At 67.7% G+C, this 16,768-nt stretch carries 15 protein-coding genes and 1 other RNA gene; 8 read left to right on the top strand and 8 right to left on the bottom strand.

What is annotated here, in order from left to right; genetic code table 11:
* Positions 1-24: 24 nt before the first annotated feature.
* A complete protein-coding gene (locus L0C25_RS16370; protein ID WP_271632756.1) occupies positions 25-1,200 on the bottom strand; it encodes a PQQ-dependent sugar dehydrogenase in 1,176 nt (391 codons plus the stop codon).
* A gap of 65 nt (positions 1,201-1,265) precedes the next feature.
* Between L0C25_RS16370 and L0C25_RS16365 the strand changes: the two genes are divergently transcribed.
* The 5 genes from L0C25_RS16365 to katG all read left to right on the top strand — a co-directional run bounded on the left by L0C25_RS16365 (position 1,266) and on the right by katG (position 8,559).
* Positions 1,266-2,663 carry a magnesium chelatase gene (locus L0C25_RS16365; RefSeq protein ID WP_271632755.1) on the top strand — a complete coding sequence of 466 codons (1,398 nt, stop codon included), beginning with the start codon at positions 1,266-1,268 and terminating at the stop codon, positions 2,661-2,663.
* A 214-nt stretch (positions 2,664-2,877) separates the two neighbouring features.
* Positions 2,878-4,848, top strand: coding sequence for a vWA domain-containing protein (locus L0C25_RS16360; protein ID WP_271632754.1), 1,971 nt, complete (start codon positions 2,878-2,880; stop codon positions 4,846-4,848).
* A 144-nt stretch (positions 4,849-4,992) separates the two neighbouring features.
* On the top strand, positions 4,993-5,808 hold the full coding sequence (locus L0C25_RS16355; RefSeq protein ID WP_271632753.1) for an MBL fold metallo-hydrolase: 816 nt from the start codon (positions 4,993-4,995) through the stop codon (positions 5,806-5,808).
* Positions 5,809-5,861: 53 nt separating this feature from the next.
* Complete coding sequence (locus tag L0C25_RS16350) at positions 5,862-6,290, top strand: Fur family transcriptional regulator (protein ID WP_271632752.1); 429 nt, start codon at positions 5,862-5,864, stop codon at positions 6,288-6,290.
* 34 nt (positions 6,291-6,324) lie between these two features.
* Entirely contained in the window at positions 6,325-8,559 is a 2,235-nt protein-coding gene (katG, locus tag L0C25_RS16345; protein WP_271632751.1) for a catalase/peroxidase HPI, read from the top strand.
* Positions 8,560-8,661: 102 nt separating this feature from the next.
* On the opposite strand, the gene L0C25_RS16340 is transcribed toward katG, so the two are convergent.
* Positions 8,662-9,180, bottom strand: coding sequence for a GNAT family N-acetyltransferase (locus tag L0C25_RS16340; RefSeq protein WP_271632750.1), 519 nt, complete (start codon positions 9,178-9,180; stop codon positions 8,662-8,664).
* 326 nt (positions 9,181-9,506) lie between these two features.
* Between L0C25_RS16340 and L0C25_RS16335 the strand changes: the two genes are divergently transcribed.
* Together L0C25_RS16335 and L0C25_RS16330 are read left to right on the top strand one after the other, a co-directional pair.
* Positions 9,507-9,965: a hypothetical protein gene (locus L0C25_RS16335; RefSeq protein WP_271632749.1), complete on the top strand. Its 459-nt coding sequence runs from the start codon at positions 9,507-9,509 to the stop codon at positions 9,963-9,965.
* Positions 9,962-10,339, top strand: coding sequence for a hypothetical protein (locus tag L0C25_RS16330; RefSeq protein WP_271632748.1), 378 nt, complete (start codon positions 9,962-9,964; stop codon positions 10,337-10,339). Before L0C25_RS16335 ends, L0C25_RS16330 begins: the two co-directional genes overlap by 4 nt.
* A gap of 348 nt (positions 10,340-10,687) precedes the next feature.
* Here L0C25_RS16330 and ssrA read toward each other — a convergent pair.
* Both ssrA and L0C25_RS16320 read right to left on the bottom strand, forming a co-directional pair.
* Positions 10,688-11,056: a transfer-messenger RNA gene (gene ssrA, locus L0C25_RS16325) on the bottom strand.
* 76 nt (positions 11,057-11,132) lie between these two features.
* Positions 11,133-11,717, bottom strand: a complete 585-nt coding sequence (locus tag L0C25_RS16320; protein ID WP_271632746.1) for a TIGR03086 family metal-binding protein — start codon at positions 11,715-11,717, stop codon at positions 11,133-11,135.
* A gap of 102 nt (positions 11,718-11,819) precedes the next feature.
* Here L0C25_RS16320 and L0C25_RS16315 point away from each other — a divergent pair, with 102 nt between their 5' ends.
* On the top strand, positions 11,820-12,794 hold the full coding sequence (locus tag L0C25_RS16315) for a helix-turn-helix transcriptional regulator (protein ID WP_271632745.1): 975 nt from the start codon (positions 11,820-11,822) through the stop codon (positions 12,792-12,794).
* On the opposite strand, the gene L0C25_RS16310 is transcribed toward L0C25_RS16315, so the two are convergent.
* From L0C25_RS16310 to ftsX, 4 genes are all read right to left on the bottom strand, one after another.
* Entirely contained in the window at positions 12,795-13,685 is an 891-nt protein-coding gene (locus L0C25_RS16310; protein WP_271632743.1) for an amidohydrolase family protein, read from the bottom strand.
* The gene (gene smpB / locus L0C25_RS16305) at positions 13,682-14,158 is read right to left on the bottom strand and encodes an SsrA-binding protein SmpB (protein ID WP_271632741.1); all 477 of its coding nucleotides are present in this window, start codon (positions 14,156-14,158) and stop codon (positions 13,682-13,684) included. Before smpB ends, L0C25_RS16310 begins: the two co-directional genes overlap by 4 nt.
* Before the next feature lie 108 nt (positions 14,159-14,266).
* Positions 14,267-15,640 (bottom strand): M23 family metallopeptidase, encoded by a 1,374-nt coding sequence (locus L0C25_RS16300; RefSeq protein WP_271632740.1) that lies wholly within the window; start codon positions 15,638-15,640, stop codon positions 14,267-14,269.
* 194 nt (positions 15,641-15,834) lie between these two features.
* Positions 15,835-16,758, bottom strand: coding sequence for a permease-like cell division protein FtsX (gene ftsX / locus L0C25_RS16295; RefSeq protein WP_271632739.1), 924 nt, complete (start codon positions 16,756-16,758; stop codon positions 15,835-15,837).
* Positions 16,759-16,768 lie beyond the last annotated feature (10 nt).

Below are 16,768 nucleotides of genomic sequence, written 5' to 3'. Positions count from 1 at the left end.
ACGTACCTCGGCGGGAGGTGCGTCTCAACCCCGCGGCCGGATGCGCAGGATACGGTCCTTGCCGCCGCCGTTCGCCGTCGTCACGTACAGCGAGTTCCCGGGCCCGAGTACGGCGGCACGCAGCCGGCCGTACGTGCCCCGCAGACGCTTGGGCACGGCCTGACCGACGAGCTTTCCCTTGCCGTTGAAGCGCAGGATGCGCAGCTGCTCGGCACCGAGCACGGACATCGCCAGCGCACCTTGCCACTTGCCCCAGCGCTTGCCGCGCATCCAGGCCGCACCGGAGGGCGCGATCGTCGGGTTACCCGAACGCCACCGCGCCGAGATCTGTCTGCCCGGAAGTCCGTTGTCGGTCATCGGAACCGACTCGTTGTAGCCCGGCACCGGGTTGTAGCCGTAGTCGCCACCGTTGCGGAGACGGTTGACCTCGTCGTTGCGGTACGTACCGTGTTCGACTGACCACATCCCCGCTCCCGGACGCCGGGCGAGGCCCTGGACGTTGCGGTGACCGTACGTGTAGACGCGACGCTTCATCGCGTTGTCGGCCCCGGCGAACGGGTTGCTCGCGACGCCCTTGCCCGTCCGTGCGTTGACGCGGAGGACCTTCCCGCCGCCGGACTTCAGGTTCTGCGGGTTGGTCCCAGTCGCGGCGTCCCCGGTGCCGATGTACAGCCGGCCGTGCCGGCCGAACGCAAGCTGGCAGCCGCCGTGTCGTCCCGACGTCGACGGAAGGCCGGTGACGAGGGGACGTACCTGGCGGGCCTTGGTGGCGCGCTTGTTCAGACGCCAGACGACCACGCGGACGTCCTGCGTACCGCCGCGTCGATGGCCGTGGCAGGTGTAGAACGTGCGGTTCTCGGCGAACCTCGGACTGGCCTCGATCGACATCAGTCCGGTCTCGCCTCCGTGCCACACACCCTTCGGCGTACGCGCGACCACCCGTGCCCGGCCGGATGACCCACGCCACCAGATGCGTTCGCGGTCGCGCTCGGTGTAGAGCATCGCCTTCGACGGCAGGAAGGTGAGGTCCCACGCGATGTCGAGGTTACGGACGACCGCGGTGACCTGGAGGGCGGGTCGGGCAGGCGCCGCCGGACGTTGCCCCTCCGACGGGTTGCCGGCGGTTGGGCAGAGCGTGAGCACGAGCGCTGCGGCGATCGACGGCGCCGCTATCGGGACGACCATGTTCCACTGTCGCATCTGTGCCGGCGTACCGCGACACCAAGCGATGGCCGTGCAACCAGGTGCGTCGTAGATTCGTTTCCATGGCGACCTCTGAGCCCGACATCAAGACCATCGGCGAGCTGCGCGCCTCGGGCCACGAGCTCCGCGACGTCAAGGCCGAGATCCGTGCCAACCTCCTCACCAGGCTGCGTTCGGGCGACCGAACGTTCGACGGCATCGTCGGCTTCGACGACACCGTGGTTCCGGCGCTCGAGCGGGCCCTACTCGCCGGCCACGACGTCGTCCTGCTGGGCGAACGCGGTCAGGGCAAGACCCGGCTGATGCGTACGCTCGTCACGCTGCTCGACGAGTGGACCCCGGTCATCGACGGCTCCCCGCTCGGCGAGCACCCGTACGCGCCGTTGACCCGAGCGTCCCGCGCGATGATCGAGGAGCACGGCGACGAGCTGCCGATCGCCTGGCGGCATCGCGACGAGCGCTATACCGAGAAGCTCGCGACGCCCGATACCAGCGTCGGCGACCTGATCGGTGACATCGACCCGGTCAAGCTCGCCGAGGGGCACAGCCTCGGTGACCCCGAGACGATCCACTACGGCCTCCTCCCCCGGTCCAACCGCGGCATCTTCGGAATCAACGAGCTCCCCGACCTCGCGGAACGCATCCAGGTGGGTCTCTTCAACGTGCTCGAGGAACGCGATCTGCAGGTCCGCGGCTACAACCTCCGGCTGCCGCTCGACGTGCTGGTGGTCGCCTCGGCCAACCCCGAGGACTACACGAACCGCGGCCGCATCATCACGCCTCTCAAGGACCGCTTCGGCGCGGAGATTCGCACGCACTACCTCGAGGATCTCGACGACGAGGTCGCGCTGATCGCGCAGGAGGCCGAGCTCGTCGCCGCAGTACCGCGGCATCTGATCGAGGTGACCGCGCGGCTCGCGTACGAGATGCGTGGCTCGAACCAGATCGACCAGCGCTCGGGCGTTTCCGCTCGGTTCGCCATCGCGGCCGCCGAGGGTGCTGCCGCCTCCGCACTGCGCCGGGCGGCCCTCACGGGAGAGGTGCAGCCGGTCGCGCGGGTCGGCGACCTACCGGAGATACTCCCGACGCTGCTCGGCAAGGTCGAGTTCGAGATGGGTGAGGAGGGTCGAGAGGACGAGGTGCTGTGGCACCTGCTCCGGGTGGCCGTCGCCGACACGTTCCGCGACCGGCTCGCAACGATCGACCTCGCCGCGTTCGTCGACCACTTCGCCGAGGGCGGTGTCGTCGAGACGGGCGCGCTCGTACCCGCGGCCGACCTTCTCGAGCAGATGGGGTCCGTACACGGTCTCGCGGCAGTCCTGAGCGGCCTCGGCGTCGAGGAGGACACCGTGTCTCCGGGCCAGGCGGCCGCCGCGATCGAGTTCGTGCTGGAGGGCCTGTACCTGACCCGACGGTTGTCCAAGGACGAGGTCGACGGACGCGCGGTGTACGGCACATGAGCAGCGAGCGAGGTAGCGAGCGAAGCGGCCGGCCCGAGGGACCAGAGCCGTCCGCGGCGCGAGCGGACGACCGAGCGCGACCAAGGGACATGAGCGGCGAGCGAGGTAGCGAGCGAAGCGGCCGGCCCGAGGGACGAGAGCCGTCCGCGGCGCGAGCGGACGACCGAGCGCGACCAAGGGACATGAGCGGCCGAGCGAGCGCGGGAGTCCAGGTATGAACGGTCGCCGACCACGGCAGTACCGCTACGGCACCTGGCACGGCGGCGGCGACCCCCTGCAGCCGCCGTTCGACGTACGTGAGAGCGTCGACGAGGTCGGACGCGACGTGATGGAGGGCGCGAGCGTACGCGAGGCGATCGACCGCCTGCTGCGGCGCGGAGCATCGGGCCGCACCGGGCTCGACGAACTGCGCCGTCGGCTGCGCGAGCGCCGTGACGAGCTACGCCGGCGGGGCAACGTCGCGGGCACCCTCGACCGCGTACGCGCCGCGCTCGACCAGGCGCTTGCCGCCGAACGCGACGAGCTGTCGCGCCACGACGATTCCGCCGCCGAGCTCGCGAAGATGACGCTCGACGACCTTCCCGACGACGTCGCGAGCGCGGTACAGGACCTCTCGTCGTACGAATGGCGCTCGCCCGAAGCCGCGCAGACGTACGAGCAGATCCGCGCGATGCTGCGGCGCGAGGTGCTGGATGCGCAGTTCGCCGGAATGCGTTCGGCGCTGAGCGGCGCGGATCCGGGGTCGATGGACCGTGTCCGCGACATGATCGCGGACCTCAACGCACTGCTCGCGAAGCACGCCAGTGGCGAGGACACCACCGTCGACTTCCGCGAGTTCATGGACAAGCACGGTGAGTTCTTTCCGGAGGGGCCGCGCGACACCGACGACCTGATCGACATGCTGGCTCGGCGACAGGCCGCTGCCGACCGGATGATGCGTTCCCTCACGCCGGAGCAGCGCGACGAGCTCGAGCGACTGATGCAGGAGTCGCTCGGCGACGACGTCGGCCTGGAGAGCGAGCTCCGCCAGCTCCAGGACAACCTCGGCGCCCTGCGTCCGGGCATGATGCGCGACTCGGGCACCGACCAGATCGGGGGCGAGACTCCGCTCGGCTACGGCGACGCCGTCGGCGCGGTCGCGGATCTCGCCGACATCGAGCGGCTCGAGGCGCAGCTCGCGCAGGACTATCCCGGCGCCACGCTCGACGATGTGGACGTCGACGCGCTCGAACGGCAGCTGCCGCCGTCGGCCGCTCGCGACCTCGACGCGCTGCGCGACCTCGAGCGCGAGCTCGAGCGGCAGGGCTACCTCACCCGCGACGCCGACGGCCCGAGCCTGACCCCGAAGGCGATGCGCCGGCTCGGCGAGTCGGCTCTTCGCCGGATCTTCAACGGTCTGGACGCTTCGGGGGTCGGCCACCACGACGACGTACGCCCTGGTTCGGCCGACGAGCGGACGGGGGCGACCTTGCCCTGGGAGTTCGGAGACGAGCGGCCCATAGACGCCGTACGTACGTTGCACAATGCGGCGCTGCGTACCGCCTCGGCGGGTGGCGGCCGGGGCCGCGGAGTCGCCCTCGCGGCGGAGGACTTCGCCGTCGCGGAGACCGAGCGGCGTACGCAGGCCGCGGTGGCGCTGTGCGTCGACCTGTCGTTCTCGATGGTGCACGAGGGCCGCTGGGCGCCGATGAAGCAGACCGCGATCGCCCTCACCCATCTGATCGACACGCGATTTCGGACCGATGCGCTGCAGGTGATCGGCTTCTCCCGGACAGCGCGTACCCTCGCGCCGACCGAGCTGGCGGAGGTCGAGCCCGGGTGGGAGCAGGGTACGAACCTTCAACATGCGCTGGCACTCGCGCGCCGGCACATCCTCCGCTATCCGGAGGCGGAACCGGTCGTGCTGGTAATCACCGACGGCGAGCCGACCGCACACCTCGAGGCCGATGGGTACCCGGCGTTCGCGTGGCCGACGACGGCCGAGACTGTACGCGCGACGATCGCCGAGGTCGACGCGATGACGCGGGTCGGTGCGACGTTGAACTTCTTCCTGCTGGGAGACGACCCCGGACTCGCCCGCTTCGTCGATGCCGTCGCGAGGCGCAACGGCGGCCGGGTGTTCACCCCGGAGGTCGGGCGCCTGGGCGAGTACGTCGTGAGCGACTACCTCCGTACGCGCCGCTGACCCGCCTCCCGGTCGCACCTCGTCACGAGTGGCGCAGGTTCGTTGCTCGCAAGCGGTGTGAGCAGCGAATCTGCGCCACTCGCGGCCGACGGGATATCGTGGATCGCTGCCTGCCTTCAGCGTCACCGAGCCCGAGGGGGAAACATGAGTTTCTGGATCTGCGCGACCTGCGCGGTGGAGCATGCGGAGAAGGTCGACGTCTGCGCGATCTGCGCCGACGAACGCCAATGGGTGCCGGCGGACGGTCAGCACTGGACGACGCTGAAGGAGCTCGCCGACTCCGGCTACACGACCGACGTGACCGAGCTCGAGCCGGATCTGTACGGCATCACCAGCAGCCCGAAGGCGGGCATCGGCCAGATGACGAAGCTGATCCGCTCGCCTGCCGGCAACGTACTGTTCGATCCGACCGGATACGTCGACGACGCCGCTGTGGCGCGCGTACGCGAGCTCGGCGATGTCGTCGCGATCGTTGCCAGTCATCCGCACATGTTCGGTGTGCAGGTGGAGTGGAGCCGTGCGCTCAACGATGCCCCGGTGCTGGTCTCCGAGTCCGATGCGCATTGGGTAGCGCGACCCGACCCCGTGATCCGGACCTGGGCCGGCACCGAGCCGATTCTTCCCGGTGTCACGCTGAGCCAGCCGGGCGGTCACTTCCCGGGCAGTGCGGTCGTGCACTGGGCACACGGAGCCGACGACCGCGGCGTACTCCTCGCCGGCGACACGATCTTCGCGAACCCGGACCGAACATCGGTCAGCTTCATGCGCAGCTACCCGAACCGCATCCCGCTGTCGGCAGCAGTGGTGGAGCGGATAGCCGATCACGTGGAGCAGTTCGCGTTCGACCGGCTGTACTCCAACTTCGACAACGTCGTACCCACGGACGCGCGGGCGGTCGTACGCCGCTCGGCGGACCGACACGCGGCGTGGGTGCGCGGGGACTTCGACCACCTCACCTGATCCCCCGAGATCTTTTCTTGAATGATTCAAGAAAAGATGGAAGACTGCGGCACGTGTCGACCGACGACGAGCTGGAGCAGCTGCTGCGCGGGGTCACCCTGCGCGTGACCAGGCCCCGGCTCGCGGTGCTGCGGGCAGTGCACGCGCTCCCGCACGCAGATACCGACTCGATCCTCGATGCGGTCCGCCGGGATGTTCCGACGGTCTCGCACCAGGCGGTCTACGACTCGCTCCACACGCTCACGACGACCGGTCTCGTACGCCGCATCCAGCCGTCGAGATCCGTGGCACGGTACGAGTCGCGCGTCGGCGACAACCATCACCACGTCGTCTGTCGTTCGTGCGGTGCCATCGCCGACGTCGACTGCGCCACCGGTGTTGCACCCTGTCTGGCCCCGGCCGATGACCACGGCTTCTCGATCGACGAGGCCGAGGTCATCTACTGGGGTCTTTGTCCCGAGTGTTCGGCGCGCGACGCGTAGCCGAGCCGATCCGTCGCTCCCCGGAAGGGAATACATGTCCGAGAACAGCCCGGAAACCACCAACGAGCAGTCCACCGGCGGCTGCCCGGTCGCGCACGGCGCCAATCTGCCGCATCCGACCCACGGCGGCGCGAACAACGTGTGGTGGCCGAACCGCCTGAACCTGAAGCTACTCGCCAAGAACCCCGATGTCGGCGATCCGATGGACGACGACTTCGACTACGCCGCGGAGTTCGAGTCGCTCGACCTGGCGGAGGTGAAGAGGGACATCGCCGAGCTGCTCACGGCGTCGCAGCCGTGGTGGCCCGCCGACTTCGGGAACTACGGGCCGCTGATGATCCGGATGGCGTGGCACAGCGCCGGTACGTACCGCGTCAACGACGGTCGAGGCGGAGCCGGCTCCGGCCAACAGCGATTCGCACCGCTGAACAGCTGGCCCGACAACGTCGGCCTCGACAAGGCGCGGCGGCTGCTCTGGCCGGTGAAGAAGAAGTACGGCAAGCAGATCTCGTGGGCGGACCTGATGGTCCTCACCGGCAACGTCGCCCTCGAGTCGATGGGTCTGAAGACCTTCGGCTTCGCCGGTGGTCGCGAGGACGTGTGGGAGCCCGAGGAGGACATCTACTGGGGCTCCGAGACCGAGTGGCTCGGCAGTGACAAGCGGATCCTGAGCGACCAGCGCGACCTCGAGCGGCCGCTCGGTGCGACCCACATGGGCCTCATCTACGTCAACCCGGAAGGTCCGGAGGGTAAGCCGGACCCCGTGGCCGCGGCCCGCGACATCCGCGAGACCTTCGGCCGGATGGCGATGAACGACGAGGAGACTCTTGCGCTCATCGCGGGCGGTCACACGTTCGGCAAGACCCACGGCGCGAATCCCGATGACAAGCAGGGCCTCGCACCCGAGGGCGCGCCGCTGGAGGCGCAAGGCCTCGGCTGGCACAACGGGTACGGCACCGGCGTCGGCGCCGACCAGCTCGGCAGCGGCCTGGAGGTCACCTGGACCGACAAGCCGACCGAGTGGGACATGGGCTTCTTCAACATCCTGTTCGGGTACGAGTGGGAGCTCACCAAGAGCCCTGCGGGTGCGTACCAGTGGGTCGCCAAGGATGCCGAGGAGACCATCCCGGATGCGCACGACCCGGCCAAGAAGCACCGCCCGACGATGCTCACCACGGATCTCTCGCTGCGGTTCGACCCGATCTACGAGCCCATCGCACGGCGCTTCATGGACAACCCGGACGAGTTCGCCGATGCCTTCGCTCGCGCCTGGTACAAGCTGACCCACCGCGACATGGGTCCGATCCAGCGCTACCTCGGCCCGGAGGTTCCCGCCGAGGAGCTGCTGTGGCAGGACCCGATCGCCGCGCCCGACTACGAGCCGGTCGGCCCCGCGGAGGTCGCCGATCTCAAGCAGCGGATCGCCGACTCGGGTCTCAGCGTCTCGCAGCTCGTGTCGACCGCATGGGCGGCGGCCTCGTCGTTCCGCGGGAGCGACAAGCGTGGCGGCGCCAATGGCGGCCGGATCCGTCTCGCCCCGCAGAGCGGCTGGGAGGTCAACGAGCCGGACCAGCTCGCGAGCGTGATCCGTACGCTCGAGGCGGTCCAGGCGGAGTTCAACGCAGGGCGTACCGACGGCACGCGGGTGTCGTTCGCCGACCTCGTCGTCCTGGGCGGCGTGGTCGGTGTCGAGCAGGCGGCCAAGGCCGCTGGGCTCGACGTCGAGGTGCCGTTCACGCCGGGTCGCGGCGACGCGACCGAGGAGCAGACCGACGAGGAGTCGTTCTCGTACCTCGAGCCGGCGGCTGACGGCTTCCGCAGCTACATCGGCAAGGCGGCCCCGCTCCCGGCCGAGTTCATGCTCGTCGACAAGGCGAACCTGCTCACCCTGAGCGCACCCGAGATGACCGTTCTGGTCGGTGGCCTTCGGGTGCTCGGCGCGAACCACCAGGGCAGCGAGCTGGGTGTACTCACCAAGACGCCCGGCGCCCTGACGAACGACTTCTTCGTGAACCTGCTCGACATGAGCTACACCTGGAAGCCGGTCGACGCCGACTCCGAGACGTCGGCGACGTACGAGGCCTTCGACGACGCAACGGGCGAGAAGGTGTGGACCGGCAGCCGGGCCGACCTGGTGTTCGGGGCCAACTCCGAGCTGCGTGCCCTCGCCGAGGTGTACGCCAGCGACGACGCGAAGCAGAAGTTCGTCACGGACTTCGTACGCGCTTGGGCAAAGGTCATGGACCTCGACCGCTACGACGTGAAGTAGCCCGACACAGACACGACTGTGCGCCGCCTCCCCGTCATCGGGACGCGGCGCACAGTCGTACGTGGGGCCGCGAGACCGGCACCTTCCGTGGGCGGGTGGCGGTCAGAGTGTTCTGCGGTAGCCGACAAAGGCCTTCGATGAGTCTGCGGGTGGCTCGATCTGGCCGGTGCCCGAGAATCCGCAGTTCTCCAGCACGTGTTGGGATGCGATGTTCATCGTCGATGCGCGTGCGACGACCTGCCTCACCCCACGCGCGCCGGCCACCCCCAGGGCGGCCAACACCGCGCGGCTGGCCACGCCGTTGCCCTGGACACGCTCGGCCACTCTGAAGCCCAGCTCGGTGACCTCGGGCCGATCGATGTCATACAGATTGATCCGCCCCGCCACCTCACCGGCGGAGCCGACGAGGACGAAACACAGGCTGCGCGCAGAACGGTTCTCGTCCACCAGACTCGCCAGTCGCTGCTCGAACTGCTCGAAGTAGTCGTCGCCACGGTCGCTCACGTGCCGGGCGAAGAACTCACGGTTCGCGAGCTCGAACCGCTCCATAGCCTCGGCATGGCGCATCTCGACGAGTTCGAGTCGCAGCGGCGGCTCACCCGCGATCTCCCAGGAGTCCACACGCGACAGGATTGCGATCACCCTGCTTCAACCGCAACAGAATTTCACGACTCCATCGGCACTCTCGCCCGCGTGGCAGGACTCCGGGGGCGGGACCTGGGGGTCGCACCCCCAGACAAACAACGATCGATACCCGCTCGCGCCCTCGCGAGCACACCGGTACCGATCGATCCTGAGTCGTCGTACGGGAACGCGGCACTCCTGCTGACCTGCGACTACACATAACGTCCTGGGGGTCAGAGGCTTCGATCCCTCGCTGGGGCCGCAAGAATCCCCCGGGGCGACCAGGCGTTGATAGTTCTGAACTAGTTCTGCATACTTGTGGCATGAGCACCGCCACGCTGTCTGAACTTCTCCGCAACCCCAACGACGTGATCGACCGCCTGAACGAAGGCGATGTCGTGCTGACGCGGCGTGGGGGCGAAGCACTGCGGCTATCGAAGGACCAGGACGCCTCGCAAGAGCGCGAGATGGTTGGGGCGCTCGCGCACTTGATCGGCGCCACCCTTCTCGATAAGGACGTTGTTGAACGTCTCGCAGGGTCCCTCCAGGAGTCGTTCCCGTGGATGGAGTTCCTCGACGCTCCTGCGCGGCAGCGGTTCGTCGATGACTTCCTGCGAACCGCCCGAGCATGCGCATCGGTGGGCCGTTTCGACCGGCTCGGCGTGGAGGTAGCGAACTGGCGAGAGACCGCGATCGCGTACTCCCTTGGCCTCCAGAGTCGACCTGACAACCTGGAGTACCTCCCTGAAGGCAGCGTCGTCCCGGATCCTCGCGCCTCGTGACGCGCGGCAAGGCCCGACGAGAGGACGACCTCGTCCGCCGTCCACTGAAACGGGCGGAGTACGGGATAGTCCTCATCACCCGGCAGGCAGAGAAGGGCTGGAAGGACGGCCTCGCCACCTACCGCAATGCGATTGTGGACGCGTGGGAGCACCTCTGCGTCGAACCCGCGCTGGAAGACGGCAAGCGGGTCTACCGGTTGAAGGCTGACCTCGCTCGGGGCACATACCAGGGCGAGGAGTACGACCGGTACCAGTACAAGTTTCCTGGCGGCGGCCGCATCTGGTACTTCATCGATACCACGACCAACAAGAAGGTCACCGGATATGTCCTCATCGAGGACGTACACACGGCACACCCAAACGAAACCAAGTAGACGCATTTCCTACGCGAAACACGAACGAGGAACACGCATCCCTTACAAACGATCCCACGTGGAGCTGGCGGGATTCCGTCGCAAACCGGCCCACTTGGGGGTCCGGGGGCGAAGCCCCCGGGCGGGGCCTGGGGGTCGCACCCCCAGACAGACAACGACCGATACCGGCTCGCGCCCTCGCGAGCACACCGGTACCGATCGATCGTGGAGCTGGCGGGATCCCGTCGCACACCGGCCCACTTTGGGGGTCCGGGGGCGAAGCCCCGGGCGGGGCCTGGGGGTCGCACCCCCAGACAGACAACGATCGATACCGGCTCGCGCCCTCGCGAGCACACCGGTACCGATCGATCGTGGAGCTGGCGGGAATCGAACCCGCGTCCTTCGGCGCAGCATCAGGTCTTCTCCGGGCGCAGTCTGCATGACGCTTTTCTCAGCCTCGGCATTCGAGCAGACACGCCGCCGACAGGCTCAGTCGCGAAAAAGTCCCGCACCTACCCCGCGACCGGGTAGGTGCAGCAAGCCTCCTTAATGAGGCCAGTGACTGGGACGGAGGCACTCCCAGGCTGACCCTTCGCTAGGCCGCCTCAGGCGGCGAGAGCGAAGTCAGTGCGCTTTGAATTGGCACTTGTGGTTTCCAAGGAACGTTTACGAGATGACCTTGGATTCTCGGCCCGCTTCATCTGATCCGTACGACCGAAGTCGAAACCGATCAGCCCCTCTTGAGTTGTCAATGCTGCCGGGGCAGCCGTTCCAGCGTACCTGGTCCAACCACCCCGGCGCATGCGCTATTCCGCTAGGCCCGCCAGGCCGGATCCCGGCCGAGCCACCCGGCGAGCCTTTCGTACGCAGCTGCGTCGGGGCCGACCGCGACGACCGGCCCGAACGGGATCGGCCCGCCTCGCGGCTCCTCGGGCAGCGCGTCCTGAATGACCTCCAATGCGTACGTGGCGAGTGCGTCCTCGAGCAGATCAGGACGGCCGATCGCGCTGGCGAGGTCCCATGCATGGGTCGTCAGCTCGTTGACGTACACCGCGATGGCCGCCCTCCCGGGCATGGTCCCGAACGGCACGGTGACCATCCGGTCGAGGACGGAGTCGTCGTCGAGTCGCTGTCCGAGTGTCGCCGCATCGTCCTTCCACACCGTGTCGCGGTCGTCGTCCGCGAACCCGTCGACGCTGCTCGGTACGTCGAACGGCGCTCCGCCGTCCAGGACATGGGCGATCCGGCGTAGCACACCGTCCATGTGGTTGAGCAGCGCGCGTACGTCGAACTCGTCGCATGGGGTCGACCTGGCGAGTGCGTCGTCCGTCGTTGCCGCGACGAGGGCGCCGGCCTGGTCGACCGCGTCCCGCAGGGTGCCTCGTGGGTCGGTGTTCATCTGGTTCTCCTCCCGTACTGACGCCGCCTTGACGTCGACAGGAACCACCATTCACGCAATACATGACGTCTTGTGTCATATATTTCTGCGAAGATTGTGAGCATGAAGGCCGACCGGTTGCTGTCGATCATGCTGCTGCTCCGCGGTCGCGCGTCGATGTCCGCGCGCGAGCTCGCCGACCATCTCGAGGTGAGTGCGCGTACGGTGATGCGCGACATCGAGGCGTTGTCGGCCGCCGGCGTGCCGGTGTACGCGGAGCGGGGGCGCAACGGCGGATTCTCCTTGCTCGAAGGGTTCCGGGCCGATGTCAGCGCGCTGACCGACGACGAGGCACAGGTGTTGTTCGCGTACACCGGCCTCGACACGCTCTCCGACCTCGGGCTCGGCAGCCAGGTGCGGCAGACGCTCGACAAGCTCGCCTCGACCGCTCCCGATCGCACGCTCGAACGCGCGCGTGACCTTCGCGATGTCGTGCATGTCGACCGCCGGCGATGGTTCGTCGATCCGGACGACTCACGTCACCTGCCGACGCTGCGGATGGCAGCGGTACGAAACCAGCGGGTACGAATGTCGTACCGCGGCGCTTCGGATGCTCGTGCGAAGCAGCGCACGGTCGACCCTTACGGGCTGATCGAGAACGGCGGACGGTGGTATCTGCTCGCACACCATCGCGGCTCGACCAAGACCTACCGCGTCGGGCGGGTGACGTCCCTCTCGGTGCTCGACGCGACCTTCGAACGACCGGCGGGTTTCGACCTCGATGCCGAGTGGGAGCGGATGCGGGAGAGGTTCGAGCGGCCGGGCGAGGACAACATCACGCTCGAGTTCCGCTGCAGCCGTGCCGAGGAGCGTCAGGTGCGCCGGGCGTGCCAACCCATGCTGGTGAGCGGAACGACGATCGACACGGACGAGTCGGGGCCCGACTCGGTGCTGATGCGATGCACCTTCCGGATACGCCGGGCTGCCATCGGCACCCTGCTCGCGTTCGCCGGCGACGTCGAGGTGCTCGCGCCGTCCGATCTGCGTACCGAGATGCGCGAGGTCGCTCGCGCGGCCGCCGCGACGTACGAGGCCTGACTACCGGCGCAGCCCGAACAGCTCGACGGCGTTCTGCCAGCACACCGACCGCAGCCAGTCGTCACCGAGCCCGAGGCGCTCGAGCGCCTCGAGCTGATGCGCGTAGGAGTACGGGATGTTCGGGAAGTCCGACCCCAGCAGCACGCGTGGCTCGAGGTCATGCAGGCGCGGCAGCAGGTCGGCAGGGTACGGCGCTTCGGCGTCGAAGAAGTCCGTGAACGCCATCGTGGTGTCGAGCCGGACGCGCTCGTACTTCTCCGCGAGCACAAGGAAGTCGGCGTACTCGGGCGCACCCATGTGCGCGACGACCATCGGAAGTCGTGGATGCCGGGAGAGCACCTCGCCGATCGGCCCCGCTCCCGTGTGCCGTCCGGCCACCGGACCGGATCCGGCGTGCACGACAACGGGCGTCTCGCTGTCGGCGAGCGCGGCCCACACCGGGTCGAGCAGCGCATCTCGGGGATCGAAGTCGCCGACCTGGACGTGCACCTTGAAGATCTCGGCACCATCCTCGATCAGGCCTTCGACGTACGAGCCGGCCGATGGCTCGGGATAGAACGTCGCCGACCAGAGAACCTCGTCATGCCGCTCGGCGAAGTCACGCGCCCAGCCGTTCAGGAAATCCGCAACACCGGGCTTGTGCGCGTACGGGAGCGCGGAGAAGCGGCGAACACCGAACGACCGCAGGGTGGCGAGGCGCTCGTCGTCGGAGCCGCGGTACCTGATCGGCCACGGCCGCCCGATCAGCGGGCCCCGCTCGTCGAAGTGAGCCCAGACCCGGTCCATGATGGCCGCCGGCATGAAATGCACATGCGCGTCGAAGAGCCCGGGAAGGCCGAGCGCATCGACCCAGGCGCGTACGTGCGCGACGTCGTCGGCCGGGTCGATCAACGAAGACCCTTGATCCGGCGGCCGACCTCCTGCTGCGCCTGCCGGTTCTGGTCGCGTTCGGCGATCGCGTGGCGCTTGTCGTACGACTTCTTACCGCGTGCGAGCGCGATCTCGACCTTCGCGCGACCGTCGAGGAAGTACAACGACAGCGGAATGACGGTGAGGCCCCGCTCGCTGACCCGGCGCTCGATCTTGTCGATCTCGGAGCGGTGCAGCAGCAGCTTTCGCTTGCGTCGTACGGTGTGGTTGGTCCAGGTGCCCTGGGTGTACTCGGGGATGTGGACGCCCAGGAGCCACATCTCGCCGTCGTCGAAATCGGCGAAGCCGTCGGTGAGCGACGCCCGCCCGGCCCGCAGCGACTTCACCTCGGTGCCGGTGAGTACCAGACCCGCCTCGAAGGTGTCCTCGATGTGGAAGTCGTGCCTCGCCTTGCGGTTCTGCGCGACCACCTTGCGCCCGCTCTCCTTCGCCATCCACCCATTGTCGCAAACCCGCCCCAAACCCCCGTGGGCCGCACGTTTGTGCGGAGACACGCCGGCGTTTCCCGCGAGAACGTGCGGCTCACGGTGGGGATGCGAGTCTCACAGCCAGTTCATCGGGTTGGTCGTCGCACCGTTGACGTACACCATGAAGTGCATGTGGCAGCCGGTCGAGTAGCCGGTCGTGCCCGAGTAGCCGATGACCTGGCCCTTCAGTACGTGCTGGCCGACGCCGACCGAGAAGCTGGTCATGTGGTTGTACGACGTGGCCACGCTGACCCCGCGGTGGATGCCGTGGTTCATGATGATCCGGTTGCCGTACCCCTCGTTGTAGTACGCCGACGTGACCGTGCCGTCCTCGGACGCGTGTACGGGCGTACCGCAAGTGGCGCCGAAGTCGGTGCCGTCGTGCAGCTTGTAGTAATGCAGGATCGGGTGGAACCGCATCCCGTACGGCGACGTGATGTAGGTGTTCCTGATCGGGTAGTCCAGATCGAACGTCGGGGACGGTCCGCCGCCGCCGTTGTTGGAGCCACCGTTGTTGGAGCCACCGTTGTTGGAGCCACCGTTGCTTCCACCGTTGTTCTGCTGCTGCTGCTGTTGCTGTTGTTGCTGCTGCTGTTCCTCGAGCGCCTCCTGGCGTTCGCGCTCGGCGATCTTGCGCAGCATGGCGCCGATCCGGTCGCGCTCGTCCTCCAGCTGGTTCAGCTGCGCGAGGTCCGCGTCCTTGGCGTCCTCGGCGTCCGCGCGGGCGGCGTCGGTCTTGCCGACGAGCTGTTCGACGTCGGCCTCGTTCTGCTTCGCCTCGAGTTCGAGCTTCTTCTTCAGCTCCAGGTTGCGGGCGGCTTCGGCCCGCTCCTCCGCGACCCGGTCGCGCGCGTCCTGCACCTCGTCGCGCTGGACCTGGAGGATCACTTCAGACGCGTCGAGGTCTTCCAGCGTTGCGCTCTGTGCTTCGTTGACCGCGCTCGTGTAGTCCATCCGGACGCCGAACGAGCTCGAGGTCTCGCCCTTGAGCAGTGAGCTGAGCGCGCGCAGGCTGGGATCGCCCGATGACGCCTGCTCGATCAGGAACTGCTGCGCCTTCTCGGTCGCGTCGTCGACGCGATCGCGGCCGCCCTGCAATGCGGACTTGGCGGTCTCGAGGTCCTGCTCGGCGTCTGCGAGCCGGGCCTGCATCGTCTCGTCGTACGCGCGCGCCGTCTGCAGCTGGCCCTGGGTGGTCGCGAGCGTGTCGCGCGCAGTACCGAGCTTCACCTTGGCGGCCTCGTACGCGTTGCTGGCGTTGACCAGGCGCTCGCTGGACTCGTCGAGCGAGGCCTCGGCCTGGTTGATGTCTTGGCTGACCTCACCGCGCTTGTTCTTGAGGTCGCCCTTCTCGTCGGCCGAGGCCGCCGTCAGGGTCGAACAAGCGAGGACGGTCACGAGGAGCGCCGCCGTCGCGAGCCGGGTACGTCGCGCGGATGTCGAGGGCACAGTGCTGGGTGACGACGAATTCGGATCGTCTCCCGGGCACTGTGTACGACCATGGGGGAAGTGTCGTAACACAGTGTTGCCTTCGCTTTCGCTGTCTGCTCTCTTTTCTGCTGCTGATGGGCCTTCGACGAACTTGTTCACGGGTACGCGGCACGGGGCCGCGGACACGCAAGAGCGACGCTAACGCACGCACCTCAAACTTTGAGGTATTTGCGGGTCATGAAGAGTGTCGGAATCAGCGCGAGCAGGATTGCGAACCCGAGCGTATAGAGCGCGACGGTGCCGGCGTCGGACCAGTCGACCCACAACGTCATCTCGCTGAGCTTCTCGCGTGCTTGGGCGTACACGATGAACTTCATGAACGCGGCGAGTCCCGCACAGGCAAGGGCCGCGGACACGAGAGCGGCGACGAGGCTCTCCAGGATGAACGGCATCTGGATATGCCAGGTCGATGCGCCGACCAACCGCATGATGCCGATCTCGCGGCGCCGGGCGTACACCGTCATCCGGATCGTGTTCGACACCTGGAGCACGGCGGCGATGACGAGCAGCAGCGCGACGCCGATCGCGGCCCACCTGATGTAGTCGAGGATCGAGAACAGCGGGCCGAGCAGATCGCGGAGGTTCTCGGTCGACGCGACGCCGTTCATCCCTTCGACCTGGCTCTCGACCTCCTTGTGATCATCCGGGTCGTTCATCGTGACGAAGTACGACGCGGGAAAGTCCTTCGCGTTGAGACCCTCGAGGATCTCGTCGTCGATCTCGTCGCCCTGCTTGTACGTCTCGCGCAGGATGTCGAGGAACTCCTCCGAGCTGCGGAACTCGACCGACTCGACCGCCGGGTTGTCGTCGAGCGCTTTCTTCACGGCGTCGGCCTGCTCGTCGGTCGCGGCACCGCCGAGGCAGTTCGAGCTGCGCGAGTTCTCCGTGCACAGCACGACCTGCACCTGGAGCTCGTTGCCGAACCGCTCCTCGGTGTGGTCTGCCTGCTGCTGGAGGAGCAGGCCCAGCGAGGCGAGTAGCAGTGACACCGTCATGGTGACGATGAGCGACACCGACATCGAGACATTGCGCCTCAGGTTGGTGCCGAGCTCAGAGAAGACCTGTGTGAACGCCATAACTCCCCGC

This window comes from Solicola gregarius, from assembly GCF_025790165.1.
Classification (GTDB): Bacteria; Actinomycetota; Actinomycetes; order Propionibacteriales; family Nocardioidaceae; genus Solicola; species Solicola gregarius.
This window is presented reverse-complemented; position numbering and strand designations above follow the sequence as displayed.

Excerpts from the sequence above, each read along its gene's own strand:
- L0C25_RS16320 (WP_271632746.1), bottom strand. The coding sequence starts at position 11,717 with ATGAACACCGACCCACGAGGCACCCTGCGGGACGCGGTCGACCAGGCC.
- ftsX (WP_271632739.1), bottom strand. The coding sequence starts at position 16,758 with ATGGCGTTCACACAGGTCTTCTCTGAGCTCGGCACCAACCTGAGGCGC.
- L0C25_RS16360 (WP_271632754.1), top strand. The coding sequence starts at position 2,878 with ATGAACGGTCGCCGACCACGGCAGTACCGCTACGGCACCTGGCACGGC.
- L0C25_RS16365 (WP_271632755.1), top strand. The coding sequence starts at position 1,266 with ATGGCGACCTCTGAGCCCGACATCAAGACCATCGGCGAGCTGCGCGCC.
- L0C25_RS16335 (WP_271632749.1), top strand. The coding sequence starts at position 9,507 with ATGAGCACCGCCACGCTGTCTGAACTTCTCCGCAACCCCAACGACGTG.
- katG (WP_271632751.1), top strand. The coding sequence starts at position 6,325 with ATGTCCGAGAACAGCCCGGAAACCACCAACGAGCAGTCCACCGGCGGC.
- L0C25_RS16315 (WP_271632745.1), top strand. The coding sequence starts at position 11,820 with ATGAAGGCCGACCGGTTGCTGTCGATCATGCTGCTGCTCCGCGGTCGC.
- L0C25_RS16370 (WP_271632756.1), bottom strand. The coding sequence starts at position 1,200 with ATGCGACAGTGGAACATGGTCGTCCCGATAGCGGCGCCGTCGATCGCC.
- L0C25_RS16355 (WP_271632753.1), top strand. The coding sequence starts at position 4,993 with ATGAGTTTCTGGATCTGCGCGACCTGCGCGGTGGAGCATGCGGAGAAG.
- smpB (WP_271632741.1), bottom strand. The coding sequence starts at position 14,158 with ATGGCGAAGGAGAGCGGGCGCAAGGTGGTCGCGCAGAACCGCAAGGCG.